Source organism: Streptomyces sp. NPDC042371 (assembly GCF_056437465.1).
Genome location: NZ_JBWKAP010000020.1, coordinates 1 through 22970, shown reverse-complemented (window position 1 = coordinate 22970; position 22970 = coordinate 1). Strand labels below are relative to the sequence as shown.

Annotated in this window: 23 protein-coding genes and 1 tRNA gene; 3 read left to right on the top strand and 21 right to left on the bottom strand. The window is 69.1% G+C overall.

Annotation, left to right across the window (positions count from 1 at the left end; genetic code table 11):
- Positions 1-24 precede the first annotated feature (24 nt).
- The 13 genes from AC068B_RS37840 to AC068B_RS37780 all read right to left on the bottom strand — a co-directional run bounded on the left by AC068B_RS37840 (position 25) and on the right by AC068B_RS37780 (position 14825).
- Positions 25-675, bottom strand: coding sequence for an arsenate reductase/protein-tyrosine-phosphatase family protein (locus AC068B_RS37840; RefSeq protein WP_150186231.1), 651 nt, complete (start codon positions 673-675; stop codon positions 25-27).
- Positions 672-1319 carry an L-threonylcarbamoyladenylate synthase gene (locus AC068B_RS37835; protein WP_055564414.1) on the bottom strand — a complete coding sequence of 216 codons (648 nt, stop codon included), beginning with the start codon at positions 1317-1319 and terminating at the stop codon, positions 672-674. Before AC068B_RS37835 ends, AC068B_RS37840 begins: the two co-directional genes overlap by 4 nt.
- Positions 1320-1377: 58 nt before the next feature.
- Entirely contained in the window at positions 1378-2223 is an 846-nt protein-coding gene (gene prmC / locus AC068B_RS37830) for a peptide chain release factor N(5)-glutamine methyltransferase (protein ID WP_055564415.1), read from the bottom strand.
- A gap of 45 nt (positions 2224-2268) precedes the next feature.
- Complete coding sequence (gene prfA, locus AC068B_RS37825) at positions 2269-3345, bottom strand: peptide chain release factor 1 (RefSeq protein ID WP_478676009.1); 1077 nt, start codon at positions 3343-3345, stop codon at positions 2269-2271.
- A 115-nt stretch (positions 3346-3460) separates the two neighbouring features.
- A complete protein-coding gene (gene rpmE, locus AC068B_RS37820; protein WP_478676008.1) occupies positions 3461-3682 on the bottom strand; it encodes a 50S ribosomal protein L31 in 222 nt (73 codons plus the stop codon).
- A 159-nt stretch (positions 3683-3841) separates the two neighbouring features.
- On the bottom strand, positions 3842-4960 hold the full coding sequence (locus AC068B_RS37815; RefSeq protein ID WP_478676007.1) for an LCP family protein: 1119 nt from the start codon (positions 4958-4960) through the stop codon (positions 3842-3844).
- Positions 4961-5290: 330 nt separating this feature from the next.
- On the bottom strand, positions 5291-7384 hold the full coding sequence (rho, locus tag AC068B_RS37810; protein ID WP_478676006.1) for a transcription termination factor Rho: 2094 nt from the start codon (positions 7382-7384) through the stop codon (positions 5291-5293).
- Between the two features lie 394 nt (positions 7385-7778).
- Positions 7779-8696, bottom strand: a complete 918-nt coding sequence (gene thrB, locus AC068B_RS37805; RefSeq protein WP_478676005.1) for a homoserine kinase — start codon at positions 8694-8696, stop codon at positions 7779-7781.
- Between the two features lie 258 nt (positions 8697-8954).
- On the bottom strand, positions 8955-10013 hold the full coding sequence (gene thrC, locus AC068B_RS37800) for a threonine synthase (RefSeq protein WP_356256463.1): 1059 nt from the start codon (positions 10011-10013) through the stop codon (positions 8955-8957).
- Positions 10014-10019: 6 nt separating this feature from the next.
- On the bottom strand, positions 10020-11312 hold the full coding sequence (locus tag AC068B_RS37795) for a homoserine dehydrogenase (protein ID WP_356256460.1): 1293 nt from the start codon (positions 11310-11312) through the stop codon (positions 10020-10022).
- Between the two features lie 103 nt (positions 11313-11415).
- On the bottom strand, positions 11416-12807 hold the full coding sequence (lysA, locus tag AC068B_RS37790; RefSeq protein ID WP_478676004.1) for a diaminopimelate decarboxylase: 1392 nt from the start codon (positions 12805-12807) through the stop codon (positions 11416-11418).
- Between the two features lie 121 nt (positions 12808-12928).
- Positions 12929-14128, bottom strand: coding sequence for an ArgS-related anticodon-binding protein NrtL (gene nrtL, locus AC068B_RS37785; protein ID WP_478676003.1), 1200 nt, complete (start codon positions 14126-14128; stop codon positions 12929-12931).
- A 169-nt stretch (positions 14129-14297) separates the two neighbouring features.
- A complete protein-coding gene (locus AC068B_RS37780) occupies positions 14298-14825 on the bottom strand; it encodes a response regulator (protein WP_478676002.1) in 528 nt (175 codons plus the stop codon).
- A gap of 201 nt (positions 14826-15026) precedes the next feature.
- On the opposite strand from AC068B_RS37780, the gene AC068B_RS37775 reads away from it, so the two are divergent.
- Positions 15027-15098, top strand: a tRNA-Arg gene (locus AC068B_RS37775).
- A 158-nt stretch (positions 15099-15256) separates the two neighbouring features.
- Here AC068B_RS37775 and AC068B_RS37770 read toward each other — a convergent pair.
- The 4 genes from AC068B_RS37770 to AC068B_RS37755 form a co-directional block, all read right to left on the bottom strand.
- A complete protein-coding gene (locus AC068B_RS37770; RefSeq protein ID WP_478676001.1) occupies positions 15257-16708 on the bottom strand; it encodes a tyrosine-type recombinase/integrase in 1452 nt (483 codons plus the stop codon).
- Positions 16705-16899: a helix-turn-helix transcriptional regulator gene (locus AC068B_RS37765; RefSeq protein ID WP_478676000.1), complete on the bottom strand. Its 195-nt coding sequence runs from the start codon at positions 16897-16899 to the stop codon at positions 16705-16707. The genes AC068B_RS37770 and AC068B_RS37765 overlap by 4 nt, the downstream gene beginning before the upstream one ends.
- Positions 16900-17152: 253 nt before the next feature.
- On the bottom strand, positions 17153-18307 hold the full coding sequence (locus AC068B_RS37760; RefSeq protein WP_478675999.1) for a DUF3631 domain-containing protein: 1155 nt from the start codon (positions 18305-18307) through the stop codon (positions 17153-17155).
- Between the two features lie 361 nt (positions 18308-18668).
- Complete coding sequence (locus tag AC068B_RS37755; RefSeq protein ID WP_478675998.1) at positions 18669-19580, bottom strand: bifunctional DNA primase/polymerase; 912 nt, start codon at positions 19578-19580, stop codon at positions 18669-18671.
- Between the two features lie 129 nt (positions 19581-19709).
- On the opposite strand from AC068B_RS37755, the gene AC068B_RS37750 reads away from it, so the two are divergent.
- Together AC068B_RS37750 and AC068B_RS37745 are read left to right on the top strand one after the other, a co-directional pair.
- On the top strand, positions 19710-20732 hold the full coding sequence (locus AC068B_RS37750; RefSeq protein WP_478675997.1) for an SRA domain-containing endonuclease: 1023 nt from the start codon (positions 19710-19712) through the stop codon (positions 20730-20732).
- Between the two features lie 2 nt (positions 20733-20734).
- Positions 20735-21265 (top strand): HNH endonuclease, encoded by a 531-nt coding sequence (locus tag AC068B_RS37745; RefSeq protein WP_478675996.1) that lies wholly within the window; start codon positions 20735-20737, stop codon positions 21263-21265.
- A 46-nt stretch (positions 21266-21311) separates the two neighbouring features.
- On the opposite strand, the gene ssb is transcribed toward AC068B_RS37745, so the two are convergent.
- From ssb to AC068B_RS37725, 4 genes are read right to left on the bottom strand one after another with little or no spacing between them, the layout of a single operon-like run.
- Positions 21312-21761, bottom strand: coding sequence for a single-stranded DNA-binding protein (gene ssb, locus AC068B_RS37740; protein ID WP_478675995.1), 450 nt, complete (start codon positions 21759-21761; stop codon positions 21312-21314).
- 21 nt (positions 21762-21782) lie between these two features.
- Complete coding sequence (locus AC068B_RS37735) at positions 21783-21980, bottom strand: hypothetical protein (protein ID WP_478675994.1); 198 nt, start codon at positions 21978-21980, stop codon at positions 21783-21785.
- Between the two features lie 4 nt (positions 21981-21984).
- The gene (locus tag AC068B_RS37730; RefSeq protein ID WP_478675993.1) at positions 21985-22344 is read right to left on the bottom strand and encodes a ParB/RepB/Spo0J family partition protein; all 360 of its coding nucleotides are present in this window, start codon (positions 22342-22344) and stop codon (positions 21985-21987) included.
- 15 nt (positions 22345-22359) lie between these two features.
- A complete protein-coding gene (locus AC068B_RS37725) occupies positions 22360-22821 on the bottom strand; it encodes a hypothetical protein (RefSeq protein WP_478675992.1) in 462 nt (153 codons plus the stop codon).
- Positions 22822-22970 lie beyond the last annotated feature (149 nt).

Here is a 22970-nt window from a genome sequence, read left to right as displayed (position 1 = left end):
TGACCTCAGATCCAATGTAGGCCGCTACATGTGCGCGGGCACCCCGGTCAGCGCCGTCACGACGGGGTCGAGGGCCTGGTTGATCTCGTCGCCCACCGAGCGGAAGAACGGCAGGGGTGCCCCGTACGGGTCGTACACCTCGTCGGCCTCCACGTTGGGCGCGAGGAGCCAGCCGCGCAGCGCGGCGGCGGCGCGCACCAGGGCACGGGCCCGCTCCACCACGCCGCCGTCGGGGTCCGGCAGGGTCGTCATGTCTATCGCCCGGACGAGTCGCGTGAACTCCTTGAGCGTGAAGGTGCGCAGGCCCGCCGAGTGCCCCATGGAGATGACCTGCGCCCGGTGGTCGCGGGTCGCGGTCAGGACCAGGTCGGCGCGGATGACGTGGTCGTCGAGGAGCTCGCGGCCCATGAAGCCGGTGGGGTCCGCGCCGAAGTCGGCGAGGACCGTCTCGGCGTTGGTCTCCATCGGGGCGCCCTCGTGGCCCCAGGTGCCCGCGCTCTCCACGATCAGACCGCCGGTGAGGGGGTCGCCGAGGCGGTCGGCCAGGGCATGTCTGGTCAGCCGCTCGGTGATGGGCGAGCGGCACACGTTGCCGGTACTGACGTGGAGGATGCGGAAGGAGTCCGCAGAGCCCGGGAAGCCCGCTATGCCACGCCCCGTCTCAGGGGCTGTCAATTCGCCACCTCGAGGTCGGGTACCACCTTGCGCAGCTCGTCCGCGTCAAGGGCGCCCGCACGGAGCAGCACCGGCACCTTGCCCGTGACGTCGACGATCGACGACGGGACGATGCCGGGGGTCGGGCCGCCGTCCAGGTAGACGGAGACGGAGTCGCCGAGCATCTCCTGCGCGGCGTCGCAGTCCTCGGGGGCGGGGTGTCCCGTGAGATTGGCCGAGGAGACGGCCATCGGGCCCACCTCGGTGAGCAGCTCGATGGCGACGGGGTGCAGCGGCATGCGGATGGCGACCGTGCCACGGGTGTCGCCGAGGTCCCACTGCAGGGACGGCTGCTGCTTGGCGATGAGGGTCAGGGCGCCCGGCCAGAAGGCGTCGACAAGCTCCCAGGCCATCTCGGAGAAGTCGGTGACCAGGCCGTGCAGGGTGTTCGGTGAGCCGATCAGGACGGGCGTGGGCATGTTGCGCCCGCGGCCCTTGGCGTCCAGCAGGTCGGAGCACGCCTCCGGGGTGAAGGCGTCGGCACCGATGCCGTAGACGGTGTCGGTGGGCAGCACGACCAGCTCGCCACGGCGGACGGCGGACGCGGCCTCGCGCAGACCGGTCGTACGGTCGGTCGCGTCGTTGGTGTCGTATCGCCGTGCCATTAGTCCGGACTCCTCACTGAAAAACTGACACTGATGATCTGGGTCGTCACAGCTGTCGTCACGGCATCGCCTTGCGGGCGGTGGCGAAACGCGGGCGGTTGTTGAGGTCGGGGTGGTCGGCCGCGTCGGCCCAGCCCCGCTCCTCGGTGAAGATCCACGGGACCTGTCCGCCCTGGGTGTCCGCGTGCTCGATGACGACGACTCCCCCGGGGCGCAGCAGCCGGTGGGCGGTGCGCTCGATGCCGCGGATCAGGTCGAGGCCGTCCTCTCCTGAGAAGAGGGCGAGCTCGGGGTCGTAGTCACGGGCTTCCGGGGCGACGTACTCCCACTCCGTGAGCGGGATGTACGGCGGATTGGAGATCACCAGGTCGGCCTGTCCCTCCAGCTCGGGGAACGCGTCCCTGGCGTCTCCCTGGCGGAGGTCGACCCTGGACCCCTCGACGTTCTTCCGCGTCCATTTGAGGGCGTCCTCGGACAGCTCGACGGCGTGCACCCGCGAGCGCGGGACCTCCTGCGCCATGGCGAGGGCGATGGCACCGGAGCCGGTGCACAGGTCGACGATGAGCGGCTCGACGACGTCCATCGCGCGGACGGCGTCTATGGCCCACCCGACGACGGACTCGGTCTCCGGACGGGGCACGAAGACGCCGGGGCCGACCTGCAGCTCCAGGTAGCGGAAGAAGGCCCGCCCCGTGATGTGCTGCAGCGGTTCACGAGCCTCGCGCCGCGCGACGGTCTCCCAGTAGCGGGCGTCGAAGTCGGTGTCCTTGACGGAGTGCAGCTCGCCCCGCTTCACGCCGTGCACGAAGGCGGCGAGCTCCTCCGCGTCGTTGCGCGGCGAGGGCACGCCGGCGTCGGCCAGCCGCTGGGTGGCCTGGGCCACTTCCGCGAGCAGCAGGTTCACGCTGGTCCTCCGGGACGGGTCGGGAAGGTCGTACGAAGAGCGGGCTCAGGCGGCGGCGAGCTTGGCGGCGGAGTCGGCGTCGACGCAGGCCTGGATGACCGGATCGAGTTCACCGTCGAGCACCTGGTCCAAGTTGTACGCCTTGAAGCCGACTCGGTGGTCCGAGATCCGGTTTTCCGGGAAGTTGTACGTGCGGATCTTCTCGGAGCGGTCGACGGTGCGGACCTGGCTCCTGCGGGCGTCCGCGGCCTCCTTCTCCGCCTCTTCCTGAGCCGCCGCAAGGAGCCTGGAACGCAGAATACGCATGGCCTGCTCCTTGTTCTGGAGCTGGCTCTTCTCGTTCTGGCAGGAGGCGACGACTCCGGTGGGCAGGTGCGTGATGCGGACGGCGGAGTCCGTGGTGTTGACGGACTGACCGCCGGGCCCGGAGGAACGGTAGACGTCGATGCGCAGGTCGTTGGCGTGGATCTCGACGTCGATCTCCTCGGCCTCGGGCGTCACCAGGACACCGGCCGCGGAGGTGTGGATGCGCCCCTGGGACTCGGTGGAGGGCACGCGCTGCACGCGGTGCACGCCGCCCTCGTACTTCAGCCGCGCCCAGACGCCCTGGCCGGGCTCGGTCGCGCCGTTGCCGCCCTTGGTCTTCACGGCGACCTGGACGTCCTTGTAGCCGCCGAGCTCGGACTCGGTGGCGTCGATGATCTCGGTCTTCCAGCCGATGCGCTCCGCGTACCGCAGGTACATCCGCAGGAGGTCGCCCGCGAACAGGGCCGACTCATCGCCGCCCGCGCCCGCCTTGATCTCCAGGATGACGTCCTTGTCGTCGGACGGGTCCCGGGGGACGAGCAGCAGCCGCAGCTTCTCGGTGATCTCCTCGCGCTGCCGTTCCAGGTCCTTGACCTCTGCGGCGAAGTCCGGGTCGTCGGCCGCGAACTCGCGCGCGGTCTCGATGTCCTCCCCGGTCTGCTTCCAGGAGCGGTACGTCGCGACGATCGGGGTCAGCTCGGCGTAGCGCTTGTTGAGCTTGCGCGCGTTGGCCTGGTCGGCGTGGACCGAAGGGTCCGCGAGCTTGTCCTCGAGACCGGCGTGCTCGCCGATCAGTTCCTCGACCGCCTCGAACATCGGGGGCTCCTGGTCTTCTGCGCGGTGGTTCTCCGCGAATTGGCTGCGGGACGGCAAAAGCGCCGGTCCCGGCCACCCCCTCGTGAGGGCGGCCGACGACCGGCGCAGTGGCTCGCTACTTCTGGGCGGAGCCGGCCTTGCCGAAGCGGGCCTCGAAGCGGGCCACACGGCCACCGGTGTCGAGGATCTTCTGCTTGCCCGTGTAGAACGGGTGGCACTCGGAGCAGACCTCGGCACGGACGGTGCCGCTGGAGATCGTGCTGTGAGTGGTGAACGACGCGCCACAGGTGCAGCTGACCTGCGTCTCGACGTACTCGGGGTGGATGTCGCGCTTCAAGGTGTCTCCTAGTTTCGGGAGGGCACCGGGTCGTACGTGCGGATTGCTCGTACGTGAACCGGGGCCGACGTACCAGTCTGCCAGGACCGGCCGTATCTCCCAAAACCGGGGTGCGGGCCGATCTATTCCTGGCGGGTGTGCGGCGGCGGGCGGGAGCGCCTAGTCGCTGCTCACCACGGAGCCCACGGAGCCCTTGTCGCCCGCGGACTTGTCCGTGGCGGACTTGGGGATGGGCCTGTCGGCTTTGAGCGCCTCCCAGACCTTCCGGTCCTCCTCTTCGAGGGGCAGGACGCGGTTGAGGTCCGCGGGGTCGTACTGGACGGGCAGCGTGACCATCTTCATGTCACCGGCGCCGATCCCCTTGAGGCCGTTCGCGAAGCTCGCGAGGGACTTGACGTCGTTCAGGTCCGAGTCGGTGGTGACGGCGCTCGTCGCGTCGTCCGCGAGGTCGAACAGCTTCTTCGGGTTGCTGAAGACGCCGACGTCCTTGACCTGGTTGAGCAGCGCCTTGATGAAGGCCTGCTGGAGCTGGATGCGGCCGAGGTCGCTGCCGTCGCCGACGCCGTGCCGGGTGCGGACCAGACCGAGCGCCTGCTCTCCGTCGAGCGTGTGCTTGCCCGCGTCGAGGTCGAGGTGGCTCTTCTCGTCCTTGATGGGCTTCTTCGTGGTGAGCTCGACGCCGCCGAGGGTGTCGATGAGCTTCTTGAAGCCCGTGAAGTCGACCTCGAGGTAGTGGTCCATCCGGATGCCGGACATCTTCTCGACGGTCTTGACGGCGCAGGCGGGGCCGCCGACCTCGTACGCCGTGTTGAACATCTGCCGCTGGCCGCCGGGGTCGGTCGTCTTGCCGTCCACGGACTTGCACTCGGGCCTGGATATGAGGGTGTCGCGGGGTATGGAGACGACGCTGGCCTTCTTGTGGCCCTTGTAGACGTGGACGATCATCGCCGTGTCCGAACGGGCGGCGCCTTCGTCCTTGCCGTACTTGGCGTTGTCGCCGGAGCGCGAGTCGGAGCCGAGGACGAGGATGTCCTGGGAGCCGTTGTCGACGTCCAGGGGGCGGTCCGTGCCGAGGGCGGCGTTGATGTCCACGCCCTTGATGTTGCCGTTGAGCTTGAAGTAGACGTAGCCGAGGCCGGTGCCTCCGAGAACGGCGACACCCGCGGCGGTCCAGGCCGTGACGACGAGCACCTTCTTGCGCGTGCTGCGCGGCTTGCGGCGGCGGCCCCGCTTGGCGGCGCGCTTCGGCGCGTCGGCGCCCCTGCTCTCGTCGGTCATGCGCTCCTCAGTCCCGTCGGTCGGCTACCCCCTGCTTTCAGGGTCAGGTGCGGTGTGTCGTCACTTGTCAGACGGCAGAACCGCTTGAAGGGTTGCACAACACGCCGTGCGCGCCCCGGGCACCGTTGGTGACCGACCGTATGCCCTCACCCCACCAATTCAGGCCTCACCTGCGGCTTTTTCCGTCATCGGGCTACTGCCCGTGACCGTAAGAATCTCTTACGTATGTGGCCAAGGTCTCTCCCTGGTCTCTCCCTGGCCGCATCGCGCACCAAAAGGGCCGCCCCGTCACAGCTGTGACGGGGCGGCCCTTCGGACTGCTGAGGACGACTAGTCGTTGCCGTTGCCCGGCGCCGGGGTCGTCTTCTGGATCTGCAGCAGGAACTCGGCGTTCGACTTCGTCTGCTTCATCTTGTCGAGAAGCAGCTCGATCGCCTGCTGCTGGTCGAGCGCGTGCAGCACGCGACGCAGCTTCCAGGTGATGGCGAGCTCGTCGCTGCCGAGCAGGATCTCTTCCTTGCGGGTGCTGGACGCGTCCACGTCCACCGCCGGGAAGATGCGCTTGTCCGAGAGCTTCCGGTCGAGCTTGAGCTCCATGTTGCCGGTGCCCTTGAACTCCTCGAAGATCACCTCGTCCATGCGCGAGCCGGTCTCGACCAGCGCGGTGGCCAGGATGGTCAGCGAGCCGCCGTCCTCGATGTTGCGCGCGGCACCGAAGAAGCGCTTCGGCGGGTAGAGCGCGGTCGAGTCGACACCACCGGACAGGATGCGTCCGGAGGCCGGGGCGGCGAGGTTGTACGCACGGCCCAGACGCGTGATCGAGTCGAGCAGCACGACGACGTCGTGGCCCAGCTCCACCAGGCGCTTGGCGCGCTCGATGGCGAGCTCGGCGACCGTGGTGTGGTCCTCGGCGGGACGGTCGAAGGTCGAGGAGATGACCTCGCCCTTCACCGACCGCTGCATGTCGGTGACCTCTTCCGGACGCTCGTCGACCAGGACGACCATCAGGTGGCACTCGGGGCTGTTGTGCGTGATCGCGTTGGCGATCGCCTGCATGATCATGGTCTTGCCGGTCTTCGGCGGGGCCACGATCAGACCGCGCTGGCCCTTACCGATGGGCGAGACGAGGTCGATGATGCGGGTGGTGAGCACGCCCGGGTCGGTCTCCAGACGGAGCCGGTCCTGCGGGTAAAGGGGCGTCAGCTTGTTGAACTCCGGCCGCCCGCGCCCGGATTCGGGTGCCATGCCGTTGACGGAGTCCAGGCGGACCAGCGCGTTGAACTTCTCGCGGCGCTCGCCGTCCTTGGGCTGGCGCACCGCGCCGGTGACGTGGTCGCCCTTGCGCAGACCGTTCTTGCGGACCTGGGCCAGCGAGACGTAGACGTCATTGGGACCGGGGAGGTAGCCCGACGTACGGATGAACGCGTAGTTGTCGAGGATGTCCAGGATGCCCGCGACGGGGATCAGGACGTCGTCCTCGGAGACCTGCGGCTCGTTGCCGAAGCCCTGCTCGTCGCGGCCGCGACGGCCACGGCGGTCGCGGTAGCGCCCGCGGCGTCCGCGACGCCCTCCCTCGAAGTCGTCCCCGTCCTCGTCGGCCCGCGGTCCGTTGTCCCGCTGCTGACGGTCCTGCCGGTCCTGGCGCCCGCCGCCCTGCTGCTGGCGGTCCTGACGCTCCTGGCGGTCCTGACGGCCGCCGCCCTGCTGCTGGTCGTCGCCCTTGTTGCCACGGCGGTCGCGGTCACGGCCGCGGCCCTGCCGGTCACGGCGGTCGCGACGGCCGTCGCCGCCGTTGTCACCGGAGGCGTCGGCGCCCTTGTCGCCCTTGGCCTCGGACGCGTCGCCCTTGGCCTCGCCCTTCGCCTCGGCGGTGACCGTCTCCGGGCTGCCCGCGTCGGCGGTGGCCCGGCGCCGACGACGCTCGCCCGCGGGCTGGTCGTCTCCCCCACGCTCGGCCTCGCTCGCGCGGGCGGGGCCCCCAGCGGGCTGACCGGGGATGTCGATCTGCTGCTGGGACGCGGCCTTGTCGGCCTTGCCCTCGGACTTGCCGCCCTCGGACTTGGCCGAGGCGCTCGCCTTGGCGGCGGGCTCGGCGGCGTCCTCACCCGTCCGGGCCTTCGAGGTCGCCCGGCGCTTGGGCTTGGTCTCGGTGGTGTCCCCGGAAGGCGCGGCGCTCTTGGCCGGGGCTCCGCCCCCTGCCTGCGCCTCCTTGATGACCTCGATCAGCTGGCTCTTGCGCATGCGCCCGGTGCTCTTGATCCCAAGGCCCGATGCGACCTGCTGCAGTTCCGCCAGCACCATGCCCTCGAGGCCGGTGCCGCGGCGCCGCCGGGACCCGGCCGAAGCACCGGTGGCAGGCGCCGCAGAGGCGTCCGTGGCGGGCGTGTCGGCAGTCACGCCCATCAGATCGGTGGTGTCGCTCACGAAGGGTCCTTCCCTGGAGCGGACGTCGGCCTGTCTGGCTCGGCGACCGGTTGTGCTGTCCGGCGGTCGGTCCTTGCATTCTGTGGACCGTGCCGGGGCGGTGGTCCGCCAACGCGGCGGAAGAATTCATTGGTGATGGCGATTCCCGGTGCGGTGCCACTGAGGTGCGGTGTCACCCGGCTCGGTCACGCCGGTTCCGGAGCGTGCTCAGGACCACTCAGTGCAGGGCACTAAGCAGTTTGGGGGGCTCCCGGAAGAATGGTTGTCCCGGACGGGGACACAAAGCACCTCGCCATGGTGAGGTCGGGTGCAGACTTGAGATTAACACTACCGGATCCAACAAACATTCCCCCTCTCAGGATCGGGACACCCCGAAATCCCTTCGTCCACTGCGTCAGGGCGCAAGCGGCAGCACGCTCGCTCCCGAGGCGTCGAGCTCCAGGCGGTTGGCCGCCCAGCCCTCTCCCGCCAGGCGTGCGACCTTGTCGGCCGCACTGTCTTCGGCCAGCGCGAGGACCGTGGGCCCCGCGCCGGAGATCACCGCGGGCACGCCGTCGGCGCGCAGCCGCTCCACCAGGGCGACGCTCTCCGGCATGGCCGGGGCGCGGTACTCCTGGTGCAGCCGGTCCTCGGTGGCGGGCAGCAGCAGCTCCGGGCGCCTGGTCAGGGCCTCGACGAGCAGCGCCGCACGGCCCGCGTTGGCGGCCGCGTCGACATGCGGGACGGTGCGCGGCAGCAGGCCGCGAGCCGTCTCGGTGAGGACGGGTTTTCCGGGTACGAAAACCACCGGAACGATGGAACCGACGGGCTCCATCCTGATCGCGCGCGCCGTGCCCCCGTCCATCCAGGAAAGCGTGAAACCGCCGAGCAGACATGCGGCGACGTTGTCGGGGTGGCCCTCGATCTCGGTGGCCAGTTCCAGCAGCGCCGCGTCGTCGAGCCTGGCCTCGCCGCCTATCGTCACGGCGCGCGCGGCGACGATGCCCGCGCAGATGGCGGCGGACGACGAGCCGAGGCCACGGCCGTGCGGAATGCGGTTGGCGCAGACGATCTCGAGCCCGCGCGGCTGTCCGCCGAGCAGGTCGAAGGCGGTGCGCAGGGAACGTACAAGCAGATGCGACTCGTCGCGCGGGAGGGATTCACTGCCCTCGCCTGCGATGTCGATGTTCAGACCGGAGTCGGCCACCCGGACGACCACGTCGTCGTAAAGACCCAGCGACAGGCCCAGGGCATCGAAGCCCGGACCGAGGTTGGCGCTGGTGGCGGGGGTGCGCACCCGGACGGCGGCGGCGCGGAACGCGGGACCGGCCATCGCTCGATGACTCTCCTTGAGCTGCGTGTTTTTGAGGCTGCGTATTTCAGTACGTGCCACATGTACGGAACACCCGAAGGCCACGAACTACGGCGGCACCGCGGCATATGCGGCGGGCGGGTTCGGTACAGCCTATCGAAGGAAGGTTCTGTGGCGACATAGGGCGCACAGGAGGCGCACGATGCGTGTCGTAAGCCCCCTGTGCCACCCCCTGTACGGAGTTGCGGGTTCCGTCCGCGGTGCCGCGGTTCCCGGCGGCTACGCCAGGCCGAGGCGCTCGGCCGCGGCGGCCGCGTCGACCGGGACGGTGACCGGCTGCGGAGCGCCCGCGACGGCCCAGTCCGGGTCCTTGAGGCCGTTGCCGGTCACGGTGCAGACGATCTTCTGCCCCTTGTCGACCTTGCCCTGCTCGACGGCCTTCAGCAGACCGGCGACCGAGGCGGCCGACGCGGGCTCCACGAAGACACCCTCCTGGGACGCCAACAGCTTGTAGGCGCGCAGGATCTCACGGTCCGTCACCTCGTCGATGAAGCCGTCGGACTCGTCGCGCGCGTTGAGCGCGTGCTGCCACGACGCGGGGTTGCCGATGCGAATCGCGGTGGCGATCGTGGACGGGTCCTTGACGATCTCGCCGCGTACGATGGGCGCCGACCCGGAAGCCTGGAAGCCCCACATCCGGGGGGTACGGGTCGACACCGAGTCGGCCGCGTACTCCTTGTAGCCCTTCCAGTAGGCGGTGATGTTGCCTGCGTTGCCGACGGGAAGGACGTGGATGTCCGGGGCGTCACCGAGCGCGTCGACGATCTCGAACGACGCGGTCTTCTGGCCCTCGATGCGGAACGGGTTGACCGAATTGACGAGCGCCACCGGGTAGTTCTCCGACAGGGCTCGAGCCAGGTTCAAGCAGTCGTCGAAGTTGCCGTCGACCTGGAGGATCTTCGAGCCGTAGACGAGCGCCTGGCCCATCTTGCCGAGCGCGATCTTGCCCTGCGGCACGAGGACCGCACAGACCATTCCGGCCCGTACGGCATAGGCGGCCGCGGACGCCGACGTGTTGCCGGTGGAGGCGCAGATGACGGCCTTCGCGCCCTCCTCCTTGGCCTTGGTGATCGCCATGGTCATGCCGCGGTCCTTGAAGGAACCCGTGGGGTTGGCGCCCTCGACCTTGAGGTGGACCTCGCAGCCCGTGCGCTCGGAGAGCACCTGCGCGGGGACGAGCGGTGTGCCGCCCTCGCGGAGCGTCACGACCGGCGTGGTGTCGGAGACGGGAAGACGGTCCCGGTACTCCTCGATGATTCCGCGCCACTGGTGGGTCATTGCTGCTTACTCCCCTTCAACCCGCATGATGCTGGCGACACCACGCACGGTGTCTAGATTGCGCAGCGCCTCGACGGTGCCGGTGAGGGCGGCGTCGGGCGCGCGGTGGGTGACGACGACGAGGGAGGCCTCGCCGTCCTTGCCCGTCTGACGGACCGTATCGATCGATACGCCGTGCTCGGCGAAGACCGTCGCGACCTGGGCGAGCACGCCCGGCTTGTCGGCAACGTCGAGGCTGATGTGGTAGCGCGTGACGACCTCGCCCATGGAGCTCACGGGCAGCTGGGTGTACGCGGAGTCGCCGGGCCCGGTGGCCTCGGCGAGCTTGTTGCGGCAGACGGCGACGAGGTCGCCGAGGACGGCGGACGCGGTGGGCGAGCCACCGGCGCCGGGCCCGTAGAACATGAGCTGTCCCGCGGCCTCCGCCTCGACGAAGACGGCGTTGTAGGCGCCCCGCACCGATGCCAGCGGGTGGCTGAGCGGAATCATCGCGGGGTGCACGCGCGCGGTGACGGACCCGCCGTCGGCGGCCCGCTCGCAGATGGCGAGCAGCTTGATGGTGCAGCCCATCCGTTTCGCGGAAGCGAAGTCGGCGGCGGTCACCTCGGTCATGCCCTCGCGGTACACGTCGTCGAGGCGCACGCGCGTGTGGAACGCGATCCCGGCGAGGATGGCGGCCTTGGCTGCGGCGTCGAAGCCTTCGACGTCGGCGGTCGGGTCCGCTTCCGCGTACCCGAGCGCGGTGGCCTCGTCGAGAGCCTCCTGATAACCCGCACCCGTCGTGTCCATCGCATCGAGGATGAAGTTCGTGGTCCCGTTCACGATCCCGAGGACGCGGTTGACCTTGTCGCCCGCGAGCGACTCGCGCAGCGGCCTGATCAGCGGGATCGCCCCGGCGACGGCGGCCTCGTAGTACAGGTCGCGGCCGTGCTCGACGGCGGCGGCGTGCAGCGCGGCGCCGTCCTGGGCGATGAGCGCCTTGTTCGCGGAGACCACGGATGCGCCGTGCTCGAAGGCGGTGGTGATGAGGGTGCGGGCGGGCTCGATGCCGCCGATCACCTCGACGATGACGTCGATGTCCCCCCGCTTGACCAGGGCGGTCGCATCCGTGGTGATGAGCGAAGGATCGATTCCCTCGCGCACCTTGGAGGGGCGGCGGACGGCGACCCCGGCGAGCTCCACCGGGGCGCCGATCCTGGCTGTGAGGTCGTCGGCGTGCGTCGTCATGATGCGCGCCACCTCTGAGCCGACGACCCCACAGCCCAGCAGCGCCACCTTCAGCGGACGCGTACGCATCATCCGACCTCACTTCTCATACATCTACGGTGGGACCAGTCTCACCCACCGGAACGGACTTTCTGTCCATCGTCCGGATCCTGAGACATCTATTTCATGTTTTGCGTCATCCGACGTCGAGACGCAGGAGATCTTCCTCCGTCTCACGCCGGACGATCACCCGTGCCCCGCCGTCGCGCACGGCGACGACGGGCGGGCGGAGAGCGTGGTTGTAGTTGCTCGCCATCGAGCGGCAGTACGCACCGGTCGCGGGCACGGCGATCAGGTCACCGGGCGCCAGGTCGGCCGGGAGGAAAGCATCTCGTACGACGATGTCACCACTCTCGCAGTGCTTGCCCACCACGCGCACAAGGACGGGGTCGGCGTCGGAGGAGCGGGAGACGAGGGCGACGGTGTACTCGGCGTCGTACAGCGCGGTGCGGATGTTGTCGGACATGCCGCCGTCCACCGACACGTACGTACGCAGCCCTTCGAGCGGCTTGACCGTGCCGACCTCGTAGAGCGTGAAGGCGGTCGGCCCGACGATGGCGCGGCCGGGCTCCACGGAGATCCGAGGCGTACGCAGCTTCGCCGCCGCGCACTCGCGCGTGACGATCTCGTTCAGCGCCGCGGCGATCTCGTGCGGCTCGCGGGGGTCGTCGTCCGACGTGTACGCGATGCCGAGCCCGCCGCCGAGGTCGATCTCGGGCAGCTCGACGCCGTGCTCGTCCCGCACCTCGGCGAGCAGCTGCACGACGCGGCGGGCGGAGACCTCGAACCCGGCCATGTCGAAGATCTGCGACCCGATGTGGGAGTGGATCCCGATGAGCTCCAGGCCGTCCAGCTTGAGGGCGCGCCGAACGGCCTCGGCGGCCTGTCCCCCGGCCAGCGCGATCCCGAACTTCTGGTCCTCGTGCGCGGTGGCGATGAACTCGTGGGTGTGCGCCTCGACGCCCACGGTCACGCGGATCTGCACGCGCTGGCGCTTGCCGAGCCCCTCCGCGATGTGCGCGACGCGCACGATCTCCTGGAAGGAGTCGAGCACGATGCGTCCGACGCCCGCCTCGACGGCGCGCGTGATCTCCTCGGGGGTCTTGTTGTTGCCGTGGAAGGCGATGCGGTCGGCGGGCATACCGGCGTCGAGGGCGGTGGCGAGCTCGCCACCGCTGCACACGTCGAGATTCAGCCCCTCCTCGTTCAGCCACCGCACGACGGCACGGGACAGGAACGCCTTGCCCGCGTAGAAGACGTCGGCATCGCTGCCGAAGGCGTCCCGCCAGGCCTGGCACCGGGCGCGGAAGTCGGCCTCGTCGATGAAGTAGGCCGGGGTACCGAACTCCTCGGCGAGCCGTGTCACTTCGATCCCACCCGTACTGACCACGCCTCCGGCACCACGGGTGACGGTGCGGGACCAGACCTTGGGGTCCAGGGCGTTGAGATCGGCGGGCGGCGCGCTGTAGTGCCCCTCGGGAAGCACGTCGGCGTGGCGGGGTCCTGCGGGGTGTGCGGAACGGCTCATGGGTGCGGTGTCTCGTCTCTTGGGGGTGTGACGGCCGTGGGGTGCGTTGCGTGCGTGGCGTGCTCTCTTGAGAACACGTACTGCACGCGGTGCGGCAAGTGCTGCATCTCGCTCACGGATGTCACAGGAATTCGGGTGCGCTGATGCCGAGCAGGGACAGGCCACCGGCGAGCACCGTCCCGGCGGCTTCGGCGAGGGCGAGCCGGGCACGGTGGGCGGCCGAGGGTTTCTCGTCACCGAGCGGCAGGACGGCTCCCTGCGGGTCGCTCTGGAAGGCCAGGAAGGCGTCGGCGATGACGACGAGCTGCCGGGCGAGGCGGTCCGGGGCGCGGTGGCGCCCTGCGGAGGCGAGGGTGGCGGGGTAGTCGCCGAGGGCGTCGAGGAGGGCGACGGGGCCTGTCTGGCCTGCGGGACCTGCGGGACTTGTGGGGCCTGTGAGGCCTGCGGGGTCCGTGGTGTCGCCCGGCCGGGCGTCGAAGCCGAGCTCGGCGGCGTTGCGCGTGAGGGCGCGGGAGCGGGCGTAGGCGTACCGGACGCGGAAGAGGGGGTTGCTCTCCCGCTGTACGAGGTGCTCGTCGCCGCCCTGCTCCGGGGTGATGCGGGCGTGGTCGTGCGGGGCGGGGTGGAGCAGCGCCCAGCGGGTGGCGTCGCGGCCGAGGCGGAGGGTGGCGGAGCTTGTGGGGCTTGTGGGGCTTGTGGCGGCGGCCGGAACGGGTCGGAGGGTGGGGAGCGGCTCGGGCGGCCGTCCGTACGCGTCGATGCGTACGCCGAGCGCGTCGAGGGCGTCCGCCCAGGCCGGGTCGGAGGCGGCGTCGTAGGCGTCATCGGAGGCGCCGTCGGAGGCGCCATCGCAGGTCACCCGGACGAGGACGCCCTGCGAGCGCAGGATACGGCGGGCGCTGTCGGCGAGGACCGCGGCCCGGATCTCACGGGGCACGTGGATCTGGGCGACGCCGCCGGTGTCGGGGTGGACGTGGCCGTAGCAGCCCCCGCGCTCGCGGATCTCGCGCACGACGGCGTCGGCGCGTGCGCCCGCGAGGGTGATGTTGAGGAACCCGGGCCCGGTGATGTCGACACCGGCGATACCGGGCTCGGCGGCGAGCCGCGGGGACAGCACCTCGGCCACGTACCGCGGCGAACGCCCGGCGGCACCGGCGATCTGGAGGGCGACGTTGGTGGCGAAGTCCCCGCACCCTCCGGGCCGCGGCCGCTCGACCCGCACACTCCCCGCCTCCACGGGCACGGCCACGCTGAGCTCCCCGGCATCAACGGCATGGCGCATGGCGCGCAGCACGGTGCGGGAGAGCTCGACAGGGGTCACAGGTCCAGCGTATGGGAGGAGGGGGGTGGGTATGCGAGTCGGTTTGGCGGATGGTCCGGGATGTGGACGGGGTAGCCCCGTCCTTACGGACGGGTAGCCCACCTCGGTCGGCGGAGCGGCTGAGCCGCAGACTCTCTGAGCCACGGGGCTATGGGACTACGGGGCCGACTCACCCACCGTGCTGCGCGGCGCGCTCGGCCTCACCGGCGCCGCCGCCTCCGCACCCGCCGCCGCTGGTCCGACACTCGCTCCCCGAGGCACCGCGCCCAAGCTCCCGCCCGACCGCAACCCCCTCGGGCTCGCCCTCCCCCTGACCCTCTCCCTCGACCTCCATCAACTGGCGGACGATGCCGACCAGTTCGTTCGGCTCGAAGGGCTTGGCCAGAAAGGCGTCGACACCGACCTCCAGGCCGCTCTCGACCTCGTACTGCGTGCAGGCGCTGATGACGACGATGGGGAGATTCCGGGTCCGCGCGTCGGAACGCAACCGCGCCGCGGTCCGCAGCCCGTCGAGCCGGGGCATCACGACATCAAGGGTGACCACATCGGGCTGGACCTCCTGCACGACGTCCAGGCATTCGACACCATCGGCCGCGGTCACGACCTCGTAGCCCTCCAGCTCGAGGTTGACCCTGATCAGTTGCCGGATGACCTTGTTGTCGTCCACAACAAGCACGCGGCCGGGCACGCCTGGCACAACTCGAGAGTAGGTCCGCGCCCACCACCGCGTCCCGGTTTTCCCTACTTCCGCCCCGTGCGGCCCGCCCGGCCACGCCCCCCGCCCCCACCGCCGGGACCCCCTCACCGGGTCACCCCGCGAGCACTGAAATACCTGTTCATGGCGAGCCCCGGAGAGCTGGTAGGGTTCTACCCGTCACCGCACAAGCAGCGCTGATACGCCCCCGTAGCTCAGGGGATAGAGCAACGGCCTCCGGAGCCGTGTGCGCAGGTTCGAATCCTGCCGGGGGCACTCGCCACACAGCCAGCCTGAATCAAGCGCTGAGCTGGGCGGATGCCGACATGAGAGAGCGGGAGTCAGTCTCACTGACTCCCGCTCTTTCTCATTGTCTCTCGGTATTCGCGACACACCTCCGACACACTCTCTGGGCCGCGGCACCCCTCCTCCCTTCACCACCCCATCGTCTTTTCGATCTTCTTGTTGTCCTCCTCCTCGCTGTTGTCGATACAGCCGGCGTAGTGGCGATCGATGACCTCTGGAGACGTGCCTGCGCGGCGAGCCACCTCCGCCACGGGGAGGCCGGAGCGGAGCCAGTCCGTGATGCACGTGGCTCGGCCGTCGTACGGCTTCTGCGCGAGCGGCGATGCGACCTTGTGCGGCGGGAAGGCGAGCGGGCGAGCCTCCTGCCAGACACGCCAGTAGCTAGAGGTGCCCACCAGACCGCCCCGCTCGTTCTGGAACAGCCGACCGTCCGCCGCCGTGCCGAACTCCTTCACGTGAGCCCGGAGCATCGCCACCAGGACTGGTGGAATGGGCACCGGGCGATCGGCCGTGGGGTCCCGCATCTTCAGCCCACGCCTGTCGTGCCGCTCCCCGGAGTCGGTCCACTTCTTGCCCGACACCGGACGTGTCTCCCGGAGGGTGAGCACGCCCCACCCCGTCTCGGGCAAGTGGCAGTCCTCAAGTCGCAGTCCTACGACCTCCGCCGGGCGCATCGCGGCATACAGAATGCAGCCGAAGAAGGCGACCAGGCGTCTCCCCCGGTTTCGGTGCACCGATCCCACATACGAAACGGCTGTGAGGAACTCCCGCCCCTGCACTGCGTTCATGAGGACTCGCGGGTCAACCGCCCCACGGCCCGCAGTGGCGTATCGCTCCAATTCCGCGATCGGGTTCTCGCCCAGATACCCGCGCTGGATCGCGTAAGTCATTGCCGCATTGAAACCGCGACGCCGACGCTTGTAGGTGTCCTTGGCTGCCAACTTGCCGTCCAGCTTGTAGGCAAGCCGGTAATGGACGTCCTCCGCAGCGTCGGAGGTCTTCAGAGCCGACAGCGGCAAGGAGTTATCCGCGAGCCACGTGCAGGCCCCCTCCAGGTCGGGCGGCGGCTGCTCGTTCTCGTGGGCCGGAACGATCGCCCACCGCACGGCGCGTCGTACCGCCCGGAGTTCCGGAGCGTCGGGCCCCTCCCCCATCATCCCTAAGGCCGCGCACGCAAGGCTGTCGGCAAATCCCTCTCGTGTTTTCGCCGCAGCTGTCCGCCAACGGCGCTTCATGAACTCCCGCGAGAATTCCCACCAGGTGGGGTCCTGCTTCGCCTTGGCCCTTGCAGTTTCTTCGGCTTCCGCATGCCGAACCTCGGACTCAGGCAGTCCTGATTCGATCTCGAACGCTTCACCACGCCGATTCATGGCGTGCCACAGCTCGTTCCGTCGGCTTTCGGCGAGTGGGAACGTGGCGAAGGTATCGCCACAGACCCTGCCTGCCACCACCCAACGGACGCGCCATGGACGGGACTTACGGCCAGTCTTGGAGATCTTCCACAACTTGACGTCGAGGGTGTAACCCGGCCGGGCCGACCCACGAGGGCGCCCGGCCAAGGTGTCGTTCTCAGTGCTCACGCAGCGTCCTCTCGCTCCGCGAGCCAACGCTCGTACTCAGAGCGCCGAATCCGGATGTCGCCGTTCGGGAGCTTGATCGAGCGAGGCGCCCTGCCAAGCTGGCGCCACCGGTAGAAGGTCGCCGGGGCGACCTTGAGGTCGGCAAGGACTTCCTTGATAGTCAGCTTCTCGTCCCTCGTGCGGGCGCTCATGCCGCGGTCCTCTCTTGTGTTTTGCTCGGAGGGGTGCCAGGAGCGGTGGCCCCCTTCCCGCCAGGTCCGCTACATGCGCCACGGCCGCTACTCCGCAGGTCAAGGGCTGTTCTCGGAGTAGCCGCAGCATGGTGCGTAGCGGATGCGGCCGCTACATGAGCAGGGGCGTAGCGGCCGTGAGGTGTCTGTAGCGGTGGCGTAGCGGTTGACATGGGTAACAACCGCTACGCCGTTTCCGCAGATCAGGTGGTGTCTACTCGGTGTCTGTGGCGGGTGTAGCGGACTCCTTCGGCGTGGGGCAGTAGCGCTTCCACGCGTCGTAAAGGTCCGCGGCGTAGTACCCCTTGGCCACGCTGGTCCCGGTGCGGATGTTGCGGGCCTTAATCGGAGCGTTGTCGGCGGTGACGTACTCCCCGAGCCGCTTAGCAAGTTGCCGAGAGTCGAGCGGCTTACCCCCCATGTCCGCCCACGGCGCCTCGTCCATGGCGTTGAGCGCGGCCAGAATCTGGGTGGTGGGCATGCGGTCGGCCCTGTTGAAGACGACGTCACGCAGGTCGGTCAGCAGCCGAATACCGAGGGACGCCTTGTCGCCGGCGGTGGCCGCGGCGACCAGCTCGGCGCACGCCTCGCGGGCGCGCTCCGGCCAGCGTCCGCCCGCGGCGTCTGCGATGGCGAGCAGCGGCTCCCACACGTCTGCAGGCCGGTCGGAGACCCCTTCGGGCATCTCGGGGTAGGCGCCCGCCAAGTCGCCGCGTACGGTGTCCGCCCATTCGGCGATGCGGTCGCGTAGCGCGTGGCCTTCCGGTTCGTGGATGCGGCTACGGAAGGCTTCGACGTGTTCGTTGGGGGCACGTCGGCGCATGCGGATGATGACCGATCGGGTCAGGATCGTGTCGGGGAGCCAGCCGAGCCCTGCCACGGCAACGGCCGCGTAGGACGGGAAGGCTTGGACGGTTTGCTGTCCGCCGTCGCCAACACACCGGTAGGAGACTCCAGTGCGGCGGTGCCCGGCGTTGAGTAGGCCACGCAGTTCTTCGTTGTCCTTCGCCTTGGGCCCAAAGACGGTGTCGATCTCATCGAAGAGAATCGTGGGTCGCCCCGATTCCAAGCCGGAGACGGCTCGGAAGAGGGCAGCCGGTGAGGCATTGACGGCAACCATCGGATGCGGGACGAGCGTTCCGCAGATCTCCAGGCCGCGGGTCTTGCCCGATCCAGGCTCCGGCGAGAGGAACGCCAGTCGAGGCGTGGACTCGAAGGCGTCCAAAAGGTGCGTGTGTGCGTTCCACAGCACGACGGCGACATAGGCGGCTTCGGTGGGGAAGGCGTTGAAGCGGCGGTGGAACGCTTCGACCTCATCGAGCAGCACGGCGCCGTCGATGGACGGCGCGGCTTCGGGGGTGGTGGTCATGCGGCGTTCCTCCCTTCCTGAGTGGTGCGGAGCGGGCAGACGTCTCTGTGTGCGGTGTGGTCGTCGATGAGGGCGAGCACTTTGACGTGGCCTACCGCGGACCGGTCACGGCCGCACAGGCACGTGGAGGTGGCGGTGGGGGTGGCGCCGCGGGGCGCGCGGATCTGGAGCCAGGCCACGGCGAGAGGCTCATCACCGGCCGGTCGGGCACTGGGGCGCTGTTCAGGTGGAAGTGCTGAAAGGACGCCCTGACGGGCGACCTTCTCTCGGCCGCACGCACCATCCGGGCGCCCGGAGCTGTTGGCGGGGGCGGGCAGGCTCGTGGCGGGCAGGCTTTTCAGGCTCGGGCGGGGCGGGGCGGTCATGCCGTCTCCCGCGGTCGGGCGGTGCGGATAGACCAGTCCAGGGCACTGCGGATGGTGGCCGCGCACTCAGGTGCAGATAGGCCGGCCGCCTCACCGGCCGCCTGAAAAGCCTCCTCCACCATGTGTCGGGGGATCTCGCCCCATGCGACGAAGCGCCCCAGCGCGCGGGCGCCCTCCAACAGCCGCTGATTGCGGCCCCCTTCACCGGTCCCCGCGACCTGCGCGGTCTCCCGGTCCAGGGACACGCTCGCGCGGCGGCTGGCCGTGCCGGGCACAAGCAGCGGCGCGAGCCGCCCCGTCCCGGGCACGACGTCTGGGGCACGGAGTAGAGCGTGGAGCCAGGCGGGGAGGCCGGTGGCCGGACCGTCGACTTCGACCGCGTACAGGCCCTGGGGGGTGTGGCTTCCGGCGGCGACGATGTTGCCGCCCTGGCCGCGGGTGTCGATGTGCTTGGCCAGGGTGCCCGCCGTGTTCGGCAGGGGATGTGGGGTGTGGAAGTACAGGTGGAGGCCGCCGCTGGGGGTCCGCACCGTGTAGGTGGCCGGCCACGAGGTACCGGCGCGCTCGCAGAGCGCCTGGAAGTTCGTCGCGCCGCAAGGCGCGTCCGCACTGTCCTTCCCTTTCGGGATGTCCAGGTCAACGACCAGAAGACGAGAGGGGCCGGTGGCGATGCCGACGTTGAACGCGCCCGCCGACCAGGCACGGCGGATGCGTGCGAGATCCGTGGTGGCGCGCTGTTCCCACTTGCGGTGCCCGTCGGCGCACTCGCCGGTGCGCGGACAGGAGCGCTCGCCGTGCAGGGCAGAGCCCTTGGCGCCCGGACGGAGCGGGTGGACGTGCCAACCGCGTTCTGCTGCGGCTAAGGCAGCGTGCACCAAGGCTCGCCGGACGGCAGTGAGTTGAGTCATGCTGAAGACCTCCACAGATTGGTGGATGAGGGCGGCCCGGATTCATTGGCGTGAGCGGGCCGCCCTCGCTGCGCCCGTGATGGGGCGGGAGAGACGGGAGTTGTCGGTGGGGACCGCTAGATTCGCGGCATGACGACTCTTGACCTTGTTCCGGGCCTGATCACCACGCGGGAGGAAATCGCGGCGGCCTACGGAGGCTCGGTGTATAGCGGTGGCATGGTGCCAGCGCCACAGTCAGAGGCCCTGTTCGTCTTCTCTGACCCGACGGCCGGTGCGAAGCACGGCTACACCTTCGACGGTTGGACCGAAGACGACGAGACCGGCCCGCTGTTCCTCTACACCGGTGCCGGCCACACCGGGCCTCAGGAAATGGTGCGTGGCAACAAGTACTTGATGGACACCCTCACCAATGGGCGCAGCGTCCATCTGTTTGTCTCCAACGGCCGTGTCAAGGGCAAGAAGTTGGTGCTGCAGCGCTACGTCGGCCCGGTCAGGCTCGATGATGCCGAACCGTACGTGGAGCGGCAGGCTCCCGACAGCAAGGATCAGATGCGTCGGGTGTTCGTCTTCCGGCTGCGGCCGGCCACCGACGATGGACTGGACGTGAACAAGGGCGACGTCCAGGCGCCGGCGCAGACCTTCTCGCAGATCGAGTTGCCTAAGGCGCCGAAGATCCCGGCGCAGCCGGGCGTGAAGGACAAGGAGACCGAGCAGCACACGACGCCGCAGACCACCGCGAACATCCCCGGTGGACCGCGCACGGTGCACCGCCGCGAGGGTCTGCTGTGCACTGCCTTTGAGGCGTTCCTCGAAGCCCAGGGTCACGTGTGTAAGAGCTTTCAGATCACGGTGCCGGGCGAGCCGGGCACATTCACCCCGGATCTCTACGACGCCACGGACAACGTGCTCTACGAGGCCAAGGGCTTGGCCACACGGAATAACGTCCGCACTGCCATCGGGCAGTTGCTCGATTACCAGCGCCATCTGAAAGTACCGACTGGTTTGCGGCTAGCCGTGTTGCTGCCGGATGAGCCCACCGCGGATGTACGGGCTTTGCTTGAGTCCCTTGGTATCACCCTTGTTACGCAGACGCCTGACGGCTTCTCCGGGTATCCTCTCGCGGTGGCTGGCACCGCACTGAGTGGTGTCTAATCGTGCCCATTCGGCGACGGCGGTTCCGGGTCTTTGAGCAGCTCTGCGTGCTGACCGCTAACAACGGATGCTGCGTATACTGCGGTGACCCATCTCAGGAAATGGATCACGTGATTCCCTTCTCTGGCGGTGGGAAGGATGACCTATCCAACCTGGCACCGACTTGCCGTCCATGCAACCGACGGAAGGGTGGGAGATCTCCTGTTGAGTGGTATATCAGCGAGGATCTCCAGTATCGATGGAGAGGCCAGAGAGCTGCACCGAATAGCGCCTACTACCTAGACGTTAGTTTACGTGACTTCTATCTTTCAGTGCATGAAGAAGTGCTCGAACTGCTCGATCTACTGGATGCCGTGGCAGCGGAAATTGCCGACCACAAACGCTTTTCCTGGTTCTTGTGGACCTGCTCTATGGAATATCCGGCAGGCCCCCTCGGAATGGACTTCTACCGCCGCGTTTGGATGAAGGACATAGAGACTGCGAGGGCCGCCGGCTGGCCAGACGCAAGGCCCGCATATCTCCAAAATGAGTGAGCACGCGAAGCATGCGCGGCCAACCGACACGCTGTCCGAGCCGCAGTTAGAACGGGGGCTTCTCGCTAAACTTCGAGTCAGCTGACGGGCCGCCAGCGGCCCACGCATCGCCGGAAGCATCCGTGGTGGCGCGCTTGCCCTCGATGGCGACGTTGACGAAGCGCAGGCTGGCTCCGATCTCGTCGACTTCCAGCGCGAGCATCGAGCGATTCTCGCCCTCGGGGGTCTGCCAGTTGTGCTGGCGGATGCGGCCGAAGGCGACCACGCGGGAGCCCTTGGTCAGCGAGTCGCCGATGTGTTCGGCGAGGTGGCGCCAGGCGGCGCAGCGGAAGAACGTGGACGTGCCGTCCTTCCACTGGTTGGACTCGCGGTCGAAGACGCGCGGGGTGGCCGCGATGGTGAACTTGGCGAGCGCTGCCCCACCCTCGGTGAACTTAATCTCGGGGTCGGCGGTGAGGTTGCCGACGACGGTGATCGGGGTTTCTCCGAACGACATGCTGATCTCCTTCGTGTGCGGTCAGGCGTGCTCGGGGGTGTCGGTGCGGATGACGGCGAAGGTGTCGGTGGTCTGGTCGTAGTGGACGTGGACCGGCCCGGGCCCCTCATCGCGGGCCTGGGTCGCGCGGTGCGCGGCGACCAGGGAGGCGCGGGGGTTGCCGGCCGGGTAGGCGTCGATGCGGATGGGGTGGTGTCCGGTGCAGTAGCGGCAGGTCATGGCGCTACTCCTTCGCGGGATCACGGAGCAGGTGGAAGGGGAAGGGCGCGTGTTCCATGTGGACGCCGAAGGCTTTGATCCAGTACCAGCGGAACGGGAAAGAGCGGATGCGCAGGTCCATCAGGGCCACGGCCCGGTGGTGTCCGTCGCCGACGTAGATGTCGAAGTAGCGGTCATCGACCCCGAGCACGATCGGCTCTTTCAGCCCGTGCTGGGGGATGGATTCCTTGAGCTGTTCGACCTTTTTGCGGTCCTTCTCGCGGTGGGCGAAGCGCCGGCGGGCATCGGCCCAGCGTCGGTACTCCGTCGGCTGGATCTGCCCGCTGACCAGGAAGGCGGTGGGCATCTTGCCGCGGTAAGCCATCGGATGCTCCCGGGATCAGCCGTAGAAGCGGTTGCGTTTGATGACTGCCTTGCGGATGTTGATCGTCGTGCCGCCGCCGCGGTGGCCGGGCCCGAACACAAGGGCAGCGATGTAGCCACCGAAGATGACCGCGGCCAGAATGATGAGCTGCTGGACCAGCACGGCGAGCGCCGTGATGAACGCGGCGGCCAGCGCCAGGCCGCCGCAGAACGCGGCGAAGCCGATGCCTCCGAGGGCGATGTTCACCGCGGTGCGGCTCACCGCGGGCCGGACCGCGGGGGCGTGCGCGGGCGTCGCGGCGGGCGTGAGGGTGTAGCCGGTGACGACGTGGCCGTCGGGCAGGAGCACGCTCTGCACCGCCGGGGCCGCACCGGACGGCGCCGCAACGAGCGGTGCGGGGGTCGGCTGCACGGTGAGGGGCTGCGGGTGATGGACCTCAACAGCCGTGTGGACCGTGGGGTGTTCGGGATGGTTCATGGGACCTCCCTGGGACGGTCGTGGGGGGGGGGGGGGGGGGGGGGGGGGGCCCGCGGGGGGGGGGGGGGGGGGGGGGGGGGGGGGGGGGGGCCCCCTGCCGCCTCAGGCGAATGCGGGCCGCTCACTCCGGTACTGGCTGTGGTCCGGTG